At 62.2% G+C, this 16122-nt stretch carries 17 protein-coding genes and 1 tRNA gene; 13 read left to right on the forward strand and 5 right to left on the reverse strand.

The genetic code is table 11. The annotated features are described in order from the left end of the window. Positions 1 to 3: 3 nt before the first annotated feature. From HNQ08_RS22795 to HNQ08_RS22805, 3 genes are all read left to right on the forward strand, one after another. Positions 4 to 1053 (forward strand): peptidase C39 family protein, encoded by a 1050-nt coding sequence (locus HNQ08_RS22795; RefSeq protein ID WP_184137206.1) that lies wholly within the window; start codon positions 4 to 6, stop codon positions 1051 to 1053. A 24-nt stretch (positions 1054 to 1077) separates the two neighbouring features. Beyond that, positions 1078 to 1899, forward strand: a complete 822-nt coding sequence (locus HNQ08_RS22800; protein WP_184137208.1) for a hypothetical protein — start codon at positions 1078 to 1080, stop codon at positions 1897 to 1899. A gap of 72 nt (positions 1900 to 1971) precedes the next feature. Beyond that, on the forward strand, positions 1972 to 3654 hold the full coding sequence (locus HNQ08_RS22805; RefSeq protein ID WP_184137210.1) for an adenine deaminase: 1683 nt from the start codon (positions 1972 to 1974) through the stop codon (positions 3652 to 3654). 48 nt (positions 3655 to 3702) lie between these two features. Here HNQ08_RS22805 and HNQ08_RS22810 read toward each other — a convergent pair whose 3' ends face one another. From HNQ08_RS22810 to plsY, 3 genes are all read right to left on the reverse strand, one after another. Then, entirely contained in the window at positions 3703 to 4722 is a 1020-nt protein-coding gene (locus HNQ08_RS22810) for an aspartate-semialdehyde dehydrogenase (RefSeq protein ID WP_184137212.1), read from the reverse strand. A 170-nt stretch (positions 4723 to 4892) separates the two neighbouring features. Beyond that, positions 4893 to 5192, reverse strand: a complete 300-nt coding sequence (locus HNQ08_RS22815; protein ID WP_184137214.1) for a hypothetical protein — start codon at positions 5190 to 5192, stop codon at positions 4893 to 4895. Between the two features lie 77 nt (positions 5193 to 5269). Next, positions 5270 to 5875 carry a glycerol-3-phosphate 1-O-acyltransferase PlsY gene (gene plsY / locus HNQ08_RS22820; RefSeq protein ID WP_425321370.1) on the reverse strand — a complete coding sequence of 202 codons (606 nt, stop codon included), beginning with the start codon at positions 5873 to 5875 and terminating at the stop codon, positions 5270 to 5272. A gap of 157 nt (positions 5876 to 6032) precedes the next feature. Here plsY and HNQ08_RS22825 point away from each other — a divergent pair. Then, a tRNA-Ser gene (locus HNQ08_RS22825) sits at positions 6033 to 6122 on the forward strand. A gap of 341 nt (positions 6123 to 6463) precedes the next feature. Further along, positions 6464 to 7183, forward strand: a complete 720-nt coding sequence (locus tag HNQ08_RS27630) for a hypothetical protein (RefSeq protein ID WP_229790180.1) — start codon at positions 6464 to 6466, stop codon at positions 7181 to 7183. A gap of 35 nt (positions 7184 to 7218) precedes the next feature. Here the strand turns inward: HNQ08_RS27630 and HNQ08_RS22835 are convergent, their stop codons facing one another. Beyond that, positions 7219 to 8007 (reverse strand): enoyl-CoA hydratase-related protein, encoded by a 789-nt coding sequence (locus HNQ08_RS22835; RefSeq protein ID WP_184137216.1) that lies wholly within the window; start codon positions 8005 to 8007, stop codon positions 7219 to 7221. A 39-nt stretch (positions 8008 to 8046) separates the two neighbouring features. On the opposite strand from HNQ08_RS22835, the gene ruvX reads away from it, so the two are divergent. From ruvX to rpmB, 7 genes are all read left to right on the forward strand, one after another. Further along, positions 8047 to 8463, forward strand: a complete 417-nt coding sequence (gene ruvX, locus HNQ08_RS22840) for a Holliday junction resolvase RuvX (protein WP_184137218.1) — start codon at positions 8047 to 8049, stop codon at positions 8461 to 8463. Between the two features lie 117 nt (positions 8464 to 8580). Continuing rightward, positions 8581 to 10821, forward strand: a complete 2241-nt coding sequence (locus HNQ08_RS22845) for a hypothetical protein (RefSeq protein ID WP_184137220.1) — start codon at positions 8581 to 8583, stop codon at positions 10819 to 10821. Next, entirely contained in the window at positions 10821 to 11288 is a 468-nt protein-coding gene (locus tag HNQ08_RS22850; protein WP_184137222.1) for a pilus assembly FimT family protein, read from the forward strand. The genes HNQ08_RS22845 and HNQ08_RS22850 overlap by 1 nt, the downstream gene beginning before the upstream one ends. Next, positions 11289 to 11816, forward strand: a complete 528-nt coding sequence (locus tag HNQ08_RS22855) for a type II secretion system protein (protein ID WP_184137224.1) — start codon at positions 11289 to 11291, stop codon at positions 11814 to 11816. Continuing rightward, complete coding sequence (locus HNQ08_RS22860; protein ID WP_184137226.1) at positions 11813 to 12649, forward strand: PilW family protein; 837 nt, start codon at positions 11813 to 11815, stop codon at positions 12647 to 12649. Before HNQ08_RS22855 ends, HNQ08_RS22860 begins: the two co-directional genes overlap by 4 nt. A 60-nt stretch (positions 12650 to 12709) precedes the next feature. After that, positions 12710 to 14416, forward strand: a complete 1707-nt coding sequence (locus HNQ08_RS22865; protein ID WP_184137228.1) for a dynamin family protein — start codon at positions 12710 to 12712, stop codon at positions 14414 to 14416. 169 nt (positions 14417 to 14585) lie between these two features. Continuing rightward, positions 14586 to 14801 (forward strand): 50S ribosomal protein L28, encoded by a 216-nt coding sequence (gene rpmB, locus HNQ08_RS22870; protein ID WP_184137231.1) that lies wholly within the window; start codon positions 14586 to 14588, stop codon positions 14799 to 14801. 75 nt (positions 14802 to 14876) lie between these two features. On the opposite strand, the gene lspA is transcribed toward rpmB, so the two are convergent. After that, the gene (gene lspA, locus HNQ08_RS22875; RefSeq protein ID WP_184137252.1) at positions 14877 to 15452 is read right to left on the reverse strand and encodes a signal peptidase II; all 576 of its coding nucleotides are present in this window, start codon (positions 15450 to 15452) and stop codon (positions 14877 to 14879) included. Positions 15453 to 15542: 90 nt separating this feature from the next. On the opposite strand from lspA, the gene HNQ08_RS22880 reads away from it, so the two are divergent. Beyond that, positions 15543 to 16013 (forward strand): S-ribosylhomocysteine lyase, encoded by a 471-nt coding sequence (locus HNQ08_RS22880; RefSeq protein ID WP_184137233.1) that lies wholly within the window; start codon positions 15543 to 15545, stop codon positions 16011 to 16013. Positions 16014 to 16122 lie beyond the last annotated feature (109 nt).

The following is a 16122-nucleotide window of genomic DNA, read 5'->3' on the forward strand; positions in this document are numbered from 1 at the left end:
TTCATGCGAAACACTCTTCTACTCCTGCTGGCGCTGTCCAGCAGCGCGGGGGCCCTTACGATGACGTATCCCAGCAGCACCACCACCATCCACGAGAGGGCCGCCGACTGGGCGGGTGCGGAACTTCGGGGAGTCCAGCTTCATGCCGAGGCCGTGTCCCTGGCCCCCGGCACGGCCAGCGGCACCCTCGTCTCAGCCCCGCTGACTGTGCCGGCCTTCGACGAGCTGGTGCCGTCATGGAATGTCGTTACGCCGGGAGCCGGCAGTGTCACCGTGGAGGTGCGGGCGCGGGTGGGCGTGGACTGGTCCCGCTGGTACTCGTTCGGACAGTGGAGCAGCGCCGAGGGCCGCAGTAGCGTCAACGGCCAGAAGGACGCCTCCGGGCAGGTCATGACCGACACGCTGAGGCTGAACAGGAAAGCCACCTCGTACCAGTACCGCCTGACCCTGCGCGGAGGGGGCACCACGGCCCGCCTGCTGGCCTTCGCCACCTCTGACCGGGCGCGTCAGGCTGCCGGGCTGGGGGCAACCAGCGACAGGGCGGCGTGGGGCAAGATCAATGAGGTGCCGGGTCGTTCGCAGATGATCTATCCGGACGGCGGCGAGGTGTGGTGCAGCCCTACGAGCGTCTCGATGATCCTGGCCGCGCGCGGCGTGGACGTCACCGTGCCCCAGGCGGCCAGAGCAACCTATGACCGTGCCTATGACGGCACCGGCAACTGGCCGTTCAACACCGCCTACGCGGGTTCGCTGGGGATGCGCGCCTATGTGACCCGTCTGCCCAGCCTGGCCGCCGCCGAGAAGTTCACGGGCGCGGGCATTCCGCTGGCCGTCAGCCTGGGATGGAAGAAGGGGGAATTGCCAGGCGCGGCGATCGCCACCAGCAGCGGCCACCTGATGGTCCTGATCGGCTTCGACCGGGCGGGCAATCCCGTGTTGAACGATCCTGCCGCGCCCAGCAATGAGACGGTGCGGCGCACCTACCCGCGCGCCGCCTTCGAGAAGCTGTGGCTGTCGCACAGTGGCGGCCTGAGTTACGTGATCGGGGAGTAGCCGCACCCTACACTCACCCCACGTATGGACTTCCCCACCACCTGTCCCACTTGTGGCCGTGAGAACCGCGCCGAGTACGCCGACAGCAGCGTGCATGACCTGAGCTGCGGGTACTGTGGGGCACGGTACTGCGTGCTGGTGCGTAAGCAGAAGTTCGAGGTGCTGTTCGATCTGGGCACCCGCGCCCTGATGGACGGTTACGCCCGTGAGGCGGTGGCGAGTTTCGCGGCGGCGCTGGAACGTTTTTTCGAGTTCTACGTGCGCGCGTTTGCGCTGGAACGCGCCTCGGACACGGCGCTGGATTTTGGAGAGGCGACGGCGGCCCTGAACGGTACCTGGCGGCACGTCGCCAGTCAGTCCGAACGGCAACTGGGCATGTTCGCGCTGGCCTACCTGCTCAGGGAAGGGCGGGAGCCCGAGTTCCTGACACCTGCCGCACTAGGTGCGGACTTCCGCAACCGTGTGATCCACCGGGGTGAGTTGCCCACCCGCGCCGATGTCGAGGTCTACGCTGCGCAGGTCTTCGCGCTGATAGACCGCCTGCTGACCGAGCTGGGGGGCAGCGCGAGACAGGCCGAGCTGGCGCAGGAACAGGCCTTCGCCCTGCATCTGGCCACCCTGCCCGACGGCGTGACCGCCGTGTTCGAGGAGCACCCTGGAATGTTCCGCGCCCGCCGTTTCGGGACGCTGGCGCCGATGCCCAAGCCCGGCAAGACCGAAGCGCAACCCACCCCTAAAAGTGGCATGAACAGCGTCCGCGCTTACCAGCAGGCCCAGCAGCAGGCGTTGTTTCAGCGCGCGCTGGAGGAACGCGGGGAGCTGCTGAAACGGTTCAAAGGCGGATAGTCCTCGGCAGACCCGGCAGCCGGGGTATGCGGCCGTTGGCCTCGCGTCCCGGCTGGCCCCCTAAACTGCCGCATGCAGTTTGAACGTGATGGACAGGGAGATCGGCAGCGATTGGTGCGCGTGGCGCGGGGTGAGGAGGCGGGCGATCTGCTCCTGCGCGGCGCTCGGGTGGTGCAGCCTACCACGCGCGAGATTTTTGAGGCGGATGTCGTGATCGCCGGTGGCCGCGTGGCCGCGCTGGGCGGCGCAGGCATGGGTTTCAAGGCCGCGCGGGTGATCAACGCGCGCGGCGCCTTCCTGGCCCCCGGCTTTTTGGACGGTCACATTCACATTGAGTCCAGCCTGCTGACCCCAGCGGGCTTCGCACGGGCGGTGTTGCCACGCGGCACGACAGGCGTGGTGGCCGAGCCGCACGAGGTTGTCAACGTGTTGGGAGTGCGCGGCCTGGAATGGATGCTGGAGGCAGGAGCAAGCTCGGGCCTGCGGGTCTGGGCCTCGGCGCCGTCGTGCGTGCCTGCCAGCGAATTCGAGGACGGCGGTGCCCACGTCACGGCGGCGGAAACGGCCCGGATGCTGGGCGTCCCAGGCGTGCTGGGGCTGGCCGAGATGATGAATTACCCCGGCGTGCTGGGCCGTGCCCCTGAAGTGTGGGCCATTCTGGAAGCGGGCCGCGCCGCTGGCGGGCGAATGGACGGCCACGCCGCTGGGGTACATGGCCGTGATCTGCTGGCCTACGCGGCGGCCGGGCTCCACTCGGATCACGAGGCCGCCACACCCGAGGAAGCCCGCGAACGCCTGCGCGCTGGCCTGTGGCTGATGGTGCGCGAGGGTTCGGCAGCGCGCAATCTGGAAGCCCTGCTGCCGGTCCTGTTGGAACGCCCGCGCCGCGCCATGCTGGTCAGCGACGACGTGAGCGTGGACGAGTTGCTGGAACTGGGGCACCTCGACCGCCTGCTGCGAGAGTGTGTAGCGGGCGGCCTGCACCCGGCGGACGCGGTGGCCCTGGTCACCTGCAATCCAGCGGAATACTGGGGCCTGCACAGCTCGGGCCTGATCGCCCCGGGTTACCACGCGGATATGGTGCTGCTGCGTGACCTGCAGAGCTTTGAGGTCCTGGCAACTTTTGTTTCCGGCGAGGAGGCCCGGCCCGGTGATGTCACCCCACCGCTGGATGGCGGCGGCGTGGACCTCGGGACCGACTGGGACACGGCCTCCTTCGACGTGCCCTCCCACTGGCCGGTGATGCAGGTGTTCCCAGATCAGATCACCACGGGCCGGGGCGCACCTGGCAGCGGCGAGGCCCGCATGGTGGTGGCGGACCGTTATGGGCGCGGTTACCGGGCCGCCTGCTGGACCTCTGGCACGGGGATGGGCCGCCGGGGCACGCTGGGCCTGAGCATCCTGCACGACGCGCACAATGCCGCTTTTCTGGGGGGCAGCGACGAGGACGTGCGGGCGGCGGGCCGCGCTCTGCAGGAGATCGGCGGCGGCGCGGTGGTGGTCGTGGACGGCACGGTGCAGGCCAGTCTGCCCTTGCCCTACGCGGGCCTGATGACCGATCTGCCCCCCCAGCAGGCAGCCGCGTGCCTGAACGAGGTCACCGCTGCCGCCCGCGCCCTGGGCTGCACGCTGCCCTATCCCGTCACCACCCTCAGTTTCCTGGGCCTGAGCGTCATTCCAGCTCTTAAGCTCACGCCGCGCGGCCTGCTGGACGTGGACGCATGGCGCTTGCTGGGCGCTGAAGCGAGCAGCTGAAAGGTAAAGCCGCCGGGGATCTCCCAGCGGCTTTCCTTGCAGTCAGCGCTACGCCCGCTGCTTTGCCTTCAATGCGCCGTGCTCCTGCAGGTACTCTGCGATCTGGACGGCGTTCAGGGCCGCGCCCTTGAGCAGCTGGTCGCCGGCCACGAACAGGTCGATGCCGCCGTTAAAGACCAGCGACTCGCGGATGCGGCCCACTTCCACGTCGTACTTGCCGCTGGCGGTCAGAGGCATGGGATACACCTTGCCCTCCGGATCGTCGCGCACTTCCACCCCGGCAGAGCGGGACAACAGAGCGCGCACCGCTTGCGGCGTGGCGGGACGCTCCAGTTCCAGCGTGATGGCCTCGGAGTGCGTCCGTAGCGTGGGAATGCGGACTGCCGTGCAGCTGATCTTCAGCGAATCGTCCCCGATGATCTTGCGGGTCTCCCAGGCCACCTTCATCTCTTCCTTGGTGTAGCCGTTGTCCTGAAAGGCGTCGATGTGTGGGATGACGTTGAAGGGAATGGGGTGGGCGAACACCTCATTGCTGGCCTCCTTGCCGTGCAGCACCATGTGGGTCTGCTCCAACAGCTCGTCCATCCCCTTCTGGCCCGCACCGCTGGTGGCCTGATAGGTGGAGACGATCATGCGCCTGACCCCGAACTCGCGGTGAATCGGGGCCACAGCCAGCACGGCGACCGCCGTGGTGCAGTTCGGGTTGGCGATGATGCCCTTGTGGCGCAGCGCGGCCTCGCCGTTCACTTCCGGCACCACCAGCGGCACGTCCGCGTCGTAGCGGAAGGCGCTGGAGTTGTCGATCACCACCGCGCCGCCCGCCACCCACGCCGGGGCCTTTTCCTTGCTGATGCTGCCGCCCGCCGAGGCGAGGATCACGTCGGCGTCGATTGCCCCATCGGGGGTGACCTGCACGGTCAATTCCTGACCCCTGAAGGTCAGCTTGCTGCCCGCCGAACGTGGCGAGGCGAACAGCAGCAATTCGTCGAAGTTCAGGCTGCTCTTTTCCAACACGCTCATCAACTCGTGTCCAACGGCTCCGGTGGCTCCCACAATGGCTACGCGCATGATTGGTCTCCTCTTCAAACAAAAAATCCGCCACGCAGTCTGCGGGCGGCGCTGATCGGGCAGGCCGCCGCTACGGGGTCATCGTCGTGAGGGCGGCGCGGCTCATGCACGCAGGGTAGAGGCTGCTGGCAGGACGGTCAAGCGGGCTGGCTAGGGCGTGTGCCTCCCACTCACTTCTTCTTGCGCAGGAAGCTCAGCCACCCGGCCCTCTCGGGGCGCGGCCCGGGGGCGAAGTCTTCGAGCTTGATCTCGGCCTCGGGATGGGGGGCGGCTTCCCAGCCCAGCGGCGTGGCGATGAGTCCGCCAAAGCGGCCAGCGGCGTACAGGGCATGCTCGCGCTCCTGCGCTTCGGTGACGGCGCGGGGGTCCGCCATGCCCTGCAGCATGGCCTGCAAACTGTCGTCGTCGCAGTCCCAGCAGCCCTGCGAGAAGGTGGCTTCCTTGCCGTAAATCCTGATCCTGACGGGCATCTGTGTTCTCCGGTGAGGTGGGCGTGGATTGTAAGACGCGCTCAGGATAGCGCAGTCGCCCACCCGGCCTCCGCGACTCAGCGAACCTTTTCGCCCAGCCGTGATTCCTTGCCTGCCGTCAGCCGCCCGATGTTGGAGCGATGCTGCCAGATGAGCAGCGCGGCCAGGAACAGGATGACCAGTGTCAGCCAGCCGGGTCGCCCCAGCGCCACCACCACGATCGCCGCCGTGAGCGCTCCCAGGATGCTGCCCGCGCTGACAAAGCGGGTCAGCCACATGGCCGCCACACCCAGCACGAAAGCCCCCGCACCGGCCACTGGATCGAGAACGGTGATGGTGCCGAACGAGGTCGCCACGCCCTTGCCGCCCCGGAAGCGCAGGAAGGGGCTGAAGTTGTGTCCGATCACGGCGGCCACCCCGCAAATCCCCACCCATTCCGAGGGCAGGTGCAGGGCGCGGGCCAGCCAGATCGCCAGCGCTCCTTTCAGGATGTCGAACACGGCCACCACAAATGCCGGACCCTTGCCCAGCGAGCGCAGCACGTTCGTCGCGCCGCTGTTGCCACTGCCCACCTTGCGGATGTCGACGCCGCGCGAACGGGCCAGCCACGACGCCGCTGGAATGGACCCGATCAGGTAGGAAACCAGCACCGCCGAGAGCACGAGCAGAGGGGTGGACACAATCACACCCGTGATTGTAGGCCCCAGCCCGCCTGCAGTGGTCCGCCGGAAGATTGGACCGGGTGCGGGAAGAATGGCCACGCCATCCGGGCTGCTGTTTGATTTTCGCCTCCTGACCCGCTACTCTGCTGTGCGCGCGCCGCTGGGCGGCGGCAACGTTGGAACGGTGTCCGAGTGGTTGAAGGAGCACGCCTGGAAAGCGTGTATAGGGGCAACTCTATCGAGGGTTCGAATCCCTCCCGTTCCGCCAGAGTAGAAAAAGTGAGGCCGTGATCAATGATCGCGGCCTCTTCTTATTCCTCCCGGCTTAGAGCCCTGGCTGTCCCAAAAACAGGGACATCTGAGCGGGAAGGAACGGAACTGCGGAAAGACAGTGGGTTGAGTTCGCCTGTGGCTGCCCTCATATGAATGCTTCCGGGATGGAGAGGAGGGGCTGACAGCAGTCTCACTCCTTTAGGAGGGGCAGGGTCACCCGCAGAAGACTGCCGCCATAGAACGAACGCATCGCGCTCCGCCGCTGTGCTTCGCCCGGCTCAGAATCTCTAAACCTGCCCTCACCCCCCGAGAGATCAAGCAGCGCACACTGAAACAATGTTGGATAACATTCTGAACTCTGTTAAACGCGGCGCCGAACGTGTGCAGCGCCGGGGCGAGGAAGTCGCGCAGGTGGCGAGGTTGCGCCTGGAAATCTTTCAGCTGGGCCGTGAAGTGGACGGTCATTTTGCCCGTTTGGGCCGGGCCTACCACGCGGGTGCTGAGAAGGACACCCTGAGTGGCATCCAGGATGAGATCCGCCGCACAGAGGAGGAGATCAGTGCCCGCGAGCGTCTGATCAGCGAACTGGGCGAGGACCCGCACGCGGAAGGGGAGATGACCGTCTACTCGCCGGATGGCGTGGGGAAGATCAGCACCGATCAGGCCAGTCAGACCAACCGCCCACCTTTCACTGAGACAACCGTCTCCACAGGGGCCACCGAGCCCAACATTCCTTCCGCCGTTCCCCATCCTCAGCAGACCTCTTTCCAGCAGGAGATTTCCCCCATGACCAACCCCCGTCCCGACAAAGAACGCTTGGAACAGCAGCGCGGCGAGATTGATCTGAACCAGACGGACCGGAGCCATCACGACGCCTCGCAGGGTGATTACACCTCGCCCGACCCCACAGTGCAGCATTCGGACGAGTTGTTGGAGCCGGGAGACAAAACCGCCGGCGTGGCCCTGGAGGCCGAGCGCGATAAGGTTTTCCGTCACAGCAACACGATGAAAGAGGGCAAGCGCGCCAGCGAGGACCCCGATCCGCTGGATATGTGAATTAGAGGTAGCCTGCCCTGGCTGCCCTTCTCAATTCAATCCTTGGCGCGCACGAAATCAGGTGCGCGTTTTTCCTTGAAGGCTGTCACGCCCTCCTGGTGTTCCCAGTGATCCCCGGCCAGCTGTTGCAAAGCAGCCTCCTGATCCAGTGCCTCGTCCAGCGTGGAGGTAAGCGCGGCGCCGAGTGCCTGTTTGGTCAATTTCAGGGCATTCGCGGGACGCTGGGCCAGCCGCTCGGCATAGGCCTGAACGTCGTCCATGAACGTCTCATCGGCGAACACGTGTTCGCACAGGCCCAGCTTCAGGGCTGTCTCAGCGTCCACGCGCTCGGCAAAAGCCATCAGCTCGAAAGCGCGGCTATAGCCTACCAGCCGCGGCAGGAACCAGGTGCTGCCTGAATCGGGGACAAGGGCGATGTTCGAGAAAATCTCGATCAGCCGGGCGGACTGTGCCCACAGGCGGATATCCCCGGCCAGGGCCAGACTGGCCCCAGCACCCGCTGCCACGCCGTTGACTGCACTGATGACCGGTTTGTCCAGCGTGCGAATGGTGCGGATCAAAGGGTTGTAGGTGTGGTTCAGGTGCTCGGTGAATGTCATGTCGCGGCCTGATACGTCACCGAGATCCTGACCGGCGCAGAAGCCACGCCCCGCACCGGTGAGGATCACGACGCGCACGGCGGCGTCAGCCTCCGCCCTCCTCAACTCGGTGGTGAGGGTCAGCAACAGTTCGTCGTTGGCTGCGTTCAGTTTGTCCGGGCGGTTAAGGGTCAAGGTGCAGACGCCCACGCGGGTCTGCGAGAGGATCACGCTGTCCTGGGTCATGGAGCTCAGCCTAGCGTTCATTTCGGTACACTCGCGCAAATGAGCGACGAACGGCCCACCGCCTCCGACGATCTGCCCACCGTGCTGGCTCTGGACGTGAGCAAATCGCGTATCGGCTTTGCGGTGAACGCTGGGCGCTTGGCCTTTGGACGCGGGAGTGTGGACCGCAAACGGTTGCCGCTGGATCTGAAAGCCGTGCGCCTAAAAGTTAGAGAGACGGGGGCAGGGCTGCTGCTGCTGGGGCTGCCCCTCCGAACCGATGGTGCGCATAGTCCTTCGGCGGACCGGGTACGCGCTTTCGGCAAGATCCTGACCGAGCAGGGCTATGTGGTCGCCTTTCAAGACGAGCGTTTCACCACTCGCCGTGCCCGTGATCTTGGGGCTGCCGATGAGGACGAAGCGGCGGCTGTGCAGATTCTGGAGCTGTATCTGATGGGAAGGGCCGCTTTAGAGTGACCTTGTTGTGGAGACGCTTCAATATAGGGAGACTGTTTCGGAGGACCTACATTCGGGGGGTAAGGCAACCCCGATCAGGTAATGGTTTTGCCAGGGGGGTGGGGGCAGACTGAGGCCATGTCTCGCCACCCTCTCTCTTCGCCATCTGCCGGGAAGGCGCCGCCCAACCTTGCGAACGATCCCCTCCACATGGAGCGTGCCTGGGCTACGCAGGGCATGACAATGATTGTCGTTGTTCTGTTCACCCTGCTGTTGCTGGCCGGCATCCTGGCCGCTACGTTGCAACTCAGCCTGAGCAGCCGGCAGAACACCTCTGATCAGGCAGCCACCCTGACTGCACAATACGCGGCGGAATCGAACATCAGCGTGGTGAGAGGCCGGTTCAGGGACTATCAGAACCTGTTGAGTACTAACTGGACTGATGCGGGTGGGAATACCATTACAAATCTTCAGATGCCCACGGGCACTCTACCGACGGCGGTTGACAATGACGCCAAGGCCTTTTGCGGTCAGAGCGGTGTCCTCAATCCCTGGATAGCTACCAACGAATTCGCAACGCCTCGTGAATCAGGGGACGCAGATGTTTTTCCTCTTGCGGTGCAGTGCGTGGCCACCGCCGCTCCAACTGCTGACTCGTACAGCGTCATGGCGGACGCTGTTAAGCCGGTCGCTTACACTCAGTTGCCCGTTTCAGAGCGGCCTGCCGTGGGTGCCACGCGGGCTGATCTCCAAAACTGGTGGCTTGCCAATTTGAACAATGTCACTTTGGGCAGTGTCAAGTACGACATTCGCCCACTGCGGGTAGTAAAGCTCACTGAGCGTCGGTACCGCTTTTACCTCGGGGCCAGCAACGTTGCCGTGAAGGGCAGCGCTGGTGGAGGTACCAGGTACTTGGCTGCATCCAGAACAAACAATGGTGACTGGTGGTTTGAGATCACGGTGCCGAACCCCTTCGATAACGTGTTGTTTATTAATCAATGGCTTTCTGATGATGGTGGCTTTTATAATGATGTTATTGACGGTGACTTTTTCACCAACCAAAAAATCAGGATGCTTTTCAATGTGAACAAGGCAGTCTTTAAGGGAAAAGTCAGGAGCGTTGGGTGTACTACCTTTCCGCTTGCTTCTACACCGGTGGGCACCGACTGCGCTAAAAGTGATGGACCGGGGTTTTATGGTGGTGTGAACACACTTGTCAAGGCATCTAGTGGTGCTGTTGCTGGTGGGATTGATCAGATCAATGCCTCTCTCAAAACTGGATTGGTCAATCAGGGAACAAAATTTACTGCCACTGGTCTCAAAGATGTCAGTTTTACTGAGACCTATCAGCCCCTTCCTGTCAACAGTACTGACCAACTAGCTGACGCAACTCAAAGTGGCCTTGTATTGAATTCAGGTGAGGCAGGCGTCGAATTGGTGGCAGGTGATAATAATGGAGCGCCACTAAATAACTATGATGGCGACAGCTCAAAGTGGATTGAGCCTAGTCCCACTTATCAGTATATACGAATTAATAAAACCACCAGAAGTGGATATGATGAAAAATGGATAGAAGTAGATAAAGCGCTATATGATACTTGGCCCTTGAGCCAAAAAGCTACCTACAATATTGGTACGAAGACTTACTATAAAATCCATCCTGAAGATAAGGAAGTTTCTAGAGAATTTAGATTCGGTAGTGATAAGCTGCTTTATCGCAAACAGGGAGATAGCTGGCTTCCAACCGGTCAAACTTTTAATGGAGTTATTTATAGCACCAATGACACTACGGTCTCCGGACCATTGAGGAAGGACATGAGTTTAACGGCCGATGTAAGCAAGATGCCGCCTGCGTTGGCTTCATTCGCCAAAATAAACGTGACTTCCAATCAAAAGATCACACTTGATACTGACCTTACCATGTCTAACACTCCTTGTGACAACAGTGGGTCCCAGCAAGGATGTCCTAAGACTGGTAACTCGGAACCTACCAATGCATTGGTACTTTTCACACCCAACAGAGACATCGTCATGAGCAAGCTAACACAGGGTGAGGCAACGTATCACGCAGCCATTATGGCCAGTAAAGGCTCTTTCAATGTTGAGAACTACAGTACGCGTAGAGTCCAGGGGTCACGTCATGTTATTGGAAGTGTTGTAGAGGACCGATATGGTCTGAACGGCGTGGCGGGACTATCTAATGGCAATGTGACATTCAGTAGCGGCTATGGCGATGATTTCTCCTTCGACAATCGCTTGAGAAAAGATATCCTGCCCTCATCGCCCATCGTGCAGATTTGGGGCGGAACTGATGCTCTCAATACGCAGAAGCGTCTTGGCAACCTGACTTGGAAGCAGGCTTCTGCGAAGGATTACTAATGAACCGCGACAGTCAAGGATTCACATTACTTGAAATCTTGGTCGTCTTGGCCATCATTGCCATCCTCACTGGAATCTTCGGAGTTAACTTGATTCGCAGTATACGTACGGCAGAGTTGCGCGAAGCTGCCACCCAGGTGGCCACTGACTTTCGGCGTGCTCGTTCCCAGGCGCAGCGGGGCAGCACGGACGTTGTACTCGTTTTGCCCGGCATTAGCGGAGGAACGGTCTATAAGGTCGATACGGTCCAGAAGGTGCTGCCAAACGGTGCACAGGTGATCTGCAAGACGACCTGTGGTAGTGGGGCAACGACCAACGTGACCTATCAGGCCCCCTACGGCGAACTGGGGGCCGGAGCAACAGGAAGCGTCTACACTGTCCGAAGTCCCATCAATGGGATCAGCGATCTCGAAATCAGGATTGTTGGTGTGACTGGGAAGGTCATTCTGACGAAGGCAGGATCCTAAATGACGGGCGTGAAAGGCACCAGACAGGATCGCTGTAGGGGTAGAGAACAGGGCTTTACCATCATCGAGATTCTCGTCGCTATTGCTCTCCTGGGAATTCTCGCATCGGTATTGACGGCAACCATGACAGGCAGTCTGAATCTCAACCGTCAGAGTCAACGTCAACTCGACACAGCCAGCCGCGCCCAGCAGGTTCTGGAGAGCATTCGGGGGGCATGGGCTGATACGTCAGGCGGAGTAATATCCTCGAACTACGAACGGGCCTGCGCGCCATCATCCTCAGTCTCTCTCAATGGCTTGAGCGCCAAGTACATCAACCTCAATACCAGGGCGCAGCCTATTAATGCCAGTGGAACGGTCATTAGTGCTCCCAGCGGCACCAATGTCACCATCACGGCAACCTGTGCGGCCCAGCCCGTTGTACAGATGACTGGTGGCGCTACATACCCGATGCGGCGCTTGATCGTCAGTTCTAACACCGGCACACAGGACATCGTCCTTACCTTGGACGTACTGAGGCCCCAATGAAACAATTGACACAGGCGGGATTCACCCTACTAGAACTACTCGTTGGCATGGTTCTAATCGGCATTGTCCTGACGGCACTCCTGAATATCTTTACCCAGGGGAGTCAGGTCTCTACGCAGTCGAGTAGCCGCGCCGAGATGCAGCAGGATGTGTTGAATGCCCAGCAGCTCATTGCCGGAAAGCTGAAAGAAGCGTGGTACGTCTATCCTCCCGGGCTGACACTCAACATGACGGGCACCGCTCTGACCCAGAAGCCTGCGGGGGGCAACACCTGGTTGGTGGGCACTGATCCTATTCTGGCGATGGTCCTGCCGCCCAAGAATGTCACTCTGAGCTGCGCCAGTGGTGCATCTACCAGCACGAGCGGCCAGGACGGCTGTTACCGTTTCCTGGCCTATTATCCGGTCAAGCGTTCCGTGTGGGTCGCAGGGACGGGTGTAGGAAGCTGGAGAAATCCTGGACCAGACGATACCAACGCAGAAACCTGGATTCTGGCCGAATACCGGGGGACTATCGCCCCTGGGACCGGAGGCACGCCCCCCACCACGCCCCCCACTGTACCGACGGGCAACAGCGCCAACATTCTGTCCGATTACATTGCTCCAACCACGGCAACCACAGGCTTCACGACCAGCTCGAACACCTACACCATGTTCACCTACACAGCTGCCAACGGGTTGGCTGCCTCGGCCACCAATCCTGTGTCGAGCGTTACCCTCAACCTCGCTACCACCCGCAAGGTTGCTGGCACCACCCTGCGTCTGCCCAATGCCACCGACGAATACACCATTTCGGTGTATCCCACCAACCTGGGCAAGATCGTCGCCAACTGAGTGCCTTTTTCTCCCTGAGCCTTCACGCCTGCATAGGCGTGGAGGCTCTACACTTCCTCCATGCAGGCCCCCCATCTGATCAACGCGCAGGTTCAGGCCCTGCTGTCGCGGGAGCGCGCGCTGCTCTCGGATCTTCAATCTTTTCTGGAACTTCAGGGGGCGCCGCCCGAGGTCATCGAACACGCCCGCACGGCGGCCCGTTCGCTCGATGAAACCTTTCTGCTGGTGGTGGTGGGCGAATTCAATGCGGGTAAGAGCAGCTTCGTCAATGCCCTACTGGGCGCGCAGGTGCTGCCTGAAGGGGTCACGCCCACCACTGACCGCATCTACGTCCTCGTCCACGGCGAGCGGGCCGGGCAGATGGAGCCCACCCGCGATTCCTTCGTCAGCCGCCTGACCTACCCGTTGCCCAGCCTGGAGGGCGTGGCGCTGGTGGACACCCCTGGCACCAACGCGATCATCCGCCAGCATCAGGCGCTGACTGAGGGCTTCTTGCCGCGTGCCGATCTGGTGTTGTTCCTGACCAGCTCGGATCGTCCCTTTACTGAGTCCGAACGTCAGTTCCTGAGTCTGGCCGCCCGCTGGGGCCGCTCGGTGATCATGGTGGTCAACAAGGCTGACCTGCTCGAGACCCAGGAGCAGAAAGCACAGGTGCGCGAATTTGTAGAGACCGGGGCGCGCGGCGTGCTGGGGCTGACGCCGCCGGTGCTCCTGATCAGTGCGCGGGCCGAGCAACGCGGCGGCGATCCCGGTTTCCACGCCCTGCGCGAGGTTCTGAAGATGCGGCTGTCACAGACCGAGCGCACCCGGCTCAAGCTGCAGAGTCCGCTGGGGACGGCAGCAGAATTGCTCTCTGGTGAGGTGACCCGCGCCGAGGCGGCCCGACAGACCCTTACAGAAGACCTGAGCATCCTGCGTGATCTGGAGGCCCAGCGTGAGCACCACCGGGTCACCATGCTGGGCGAACTGGACGGCCAGCTCAACCGTGTGGCCCGCCTGCTGTCCGAATTCGAGGTCCGCGCAGACCGCTTTATCGATGACAAACTGCGTTTTGGCAACATCCGGGGCCTGCTGAACAGCCGTCAGATGGAAGAGCAGTTCCGGACTGATGCGGTAGCCGATCTGCCGGGCGCAATTGATCGCCAGTTCGGCAGCATGATCGACCGCTTTGTAGAGGCCAATTTGCATTTCTGGGAGGACGTGCAGGCCTTCCTGATCCGCCGTCAGCCGTCGAATGAGGTGGCGCGGACCCGCTTCGCCTATGACCGGGGATCACTGCTGGAAAGCATTGCTGGAAGTGCCCACGATCACCTGGAGAACGTGACTGAAAACGAACTGGCCCGCCAGCTGGCCCGCGATGCCGAGGACGCCATGAAGGGGGCGGTGGGTGGCTTGGTCGGGGGGCTGGGGATCGGTGCGGGCCTGGGCGCCCTGATCGGTGCGTCGGCGCTGGATTTTACCGGCGGCATCCTGGCCGGCCTCACGCTGGGCAGTCTGGGCCTGTTTGTTCTGCCCAACAAACGGCTGCAGGCGCACCGGCAACTGCGCTCCAAGGTGGAAGGGCTGCGTGCCGCCCTGGAAACCATTGTCCGCCGCGAATACGAGCGTGAACAGGAACGTGCCGACGCCCGCCTGCGTGACGCCATCAGCCCGTATACCCGCTTTACCGAACAGGAGGGGAGGCGTCTGGAAAATGCGAAGAGGCGGGCCACTGAACTGGACGGAGAACTCGAAGCTCTGCGAGAGGAGGTCAAGGCCCTGGGCTAAGGGGGGCTAGAGCCATCCCTCCACTTCCCCGAAGACTCCTGGGTGTGCTAGAGTCGCAAGGCTTGTCGGATTTCGTCCGGCGTGGTGTCAGGCCCGCTCATCAGCAGCGCGGCCCAGCGCAGGCCCCCGGTCACAGCAAAAATCCGACGCGGATCAAGGAGAAACCAACATGGCGAAAGTATGCGAAGTATGCGGAAAGGGACCGATTGTCGTGAATTCGGTCATCCGCCGGGGTAAGGCCCGTGCGGCGGGCGGCGTGGGCCGCAAAGTCACTGGCGTTACCAAGCGGGTCCAGAAACCCAACCTCCAGCCCCTGATGGTCACGCGTGCGGGCGTCAGCCTGCGCCTGCGGGTCTGCTCGAAGTGCCGCAAGAGCCTGACCTGAACTCAGGATTTAAAAGGGCGCCCCCTCCAGATCGGAGGGGGCGCCTTTTGTACTTCCTCTTTTCAGTTCGGGCCTTCAGGGCTCTCTGTTGACCCCATTGTCTTCGGGGGCGCCGTGCCTGGCCCTGGGTTTGCGGTCCACCACGAAGCTGCCGATCAGCAGGGCAATGGTCCCCACCACCACGCAACTGTCGGCAATATTGAAGATTGGAAAGTCGCCCTGTCCAATGGCGCGCGTGATGGCGCTCAGCGGGGGCGCATGAATCATGTCCGTGACCTTGCCGAAGCGCAGGCCGTCAAGAGCGTTGCCGATGGCTCCTGCCGAGATCATGGCCAGCACCACGCTCAGGAAGCGCTGCTGCGGGCGTATGTACAGATAGACCAGAATGCCCAGCCCCACCAGCAGGCGTCCCAGCGCCAGAGGAGCTGCGCTGCCGCTGAACATGCTCCAGGCTGCCCCGGTGTTGAAGGTCAGGAACCACTCCAGCACGCCCGGAATGACCACCCGTGCGGGGGCACCCTCTTGCAGGTTTGCCAGGGCCCAGCCCTTAAGCGCCTGGTCCGCGATGATCAGCAAGGCAGCGATCAGCAGCGGCAGCCAGTAGGAGGCGTGGGAAGCACGGTCGGTCAACGTCGGCACGCCGCGCAGTATATGGACTGTGTTCCAGGAAAGGGACGGACACGGACGCGCTTCATCCGCCTGCCACCTTCCGCTGGTTAAGGGAAGGCCACAATAGAGGGCATGGCAAACGTCGAATCCTTTGATCTGGACCACACCAAAGTTAAGGCTCCCTACGTGCGGCTGGCCGGGGTCAAGACCACCCCTCGCGGCGACAGCATCAGCAAGTACGATCTGCGGCTGCTTCAGCCTAACGCGGGTGCCATCGAACCCGCCGCCATTCATACCCTGGAACATCTGCTGGCCGGGTACCTGCGCGATCACCTGAGTGACGTTGTGGATGTGTCCCCAATGGGCTGCCGCACCGGCATGTACATGGCGGTGATCGGCGAACCGGATGAGCAAGGTGTTCTTAGAGCCTTCGAGGCAGCCTTACAGGACACTGCCGCACACCACCGCCCTATCCCTGGCGTCAGTGAATTGGAGTGCGGCAACTTCCGGGACCATGATCTGGAAGCCGCCCGCAAGCACGCCCAGGACGCGCTGGATCAGGGACTGAAGGTGCAGGAAACGGTGCTCTTGCAGCGGACTTGAAGAGCACATGGCGAGGGGGGGTTGACAGTTGTTGGTATGCCCTGTATCTTTTCTGAGCCTCAAGCGAGGCGGGCAGCATGACAAGTGAACGTGAAAGAGCGAGAGAGAC

The organism is Deinococcus humi, from assembly GCF_014201875.1.
Classification (GTDB): Bacteria; Deinococcota; Deinococci; order Deinococcales; family Deinococcaceae; genus Deinococcus; species Deinococcus humi.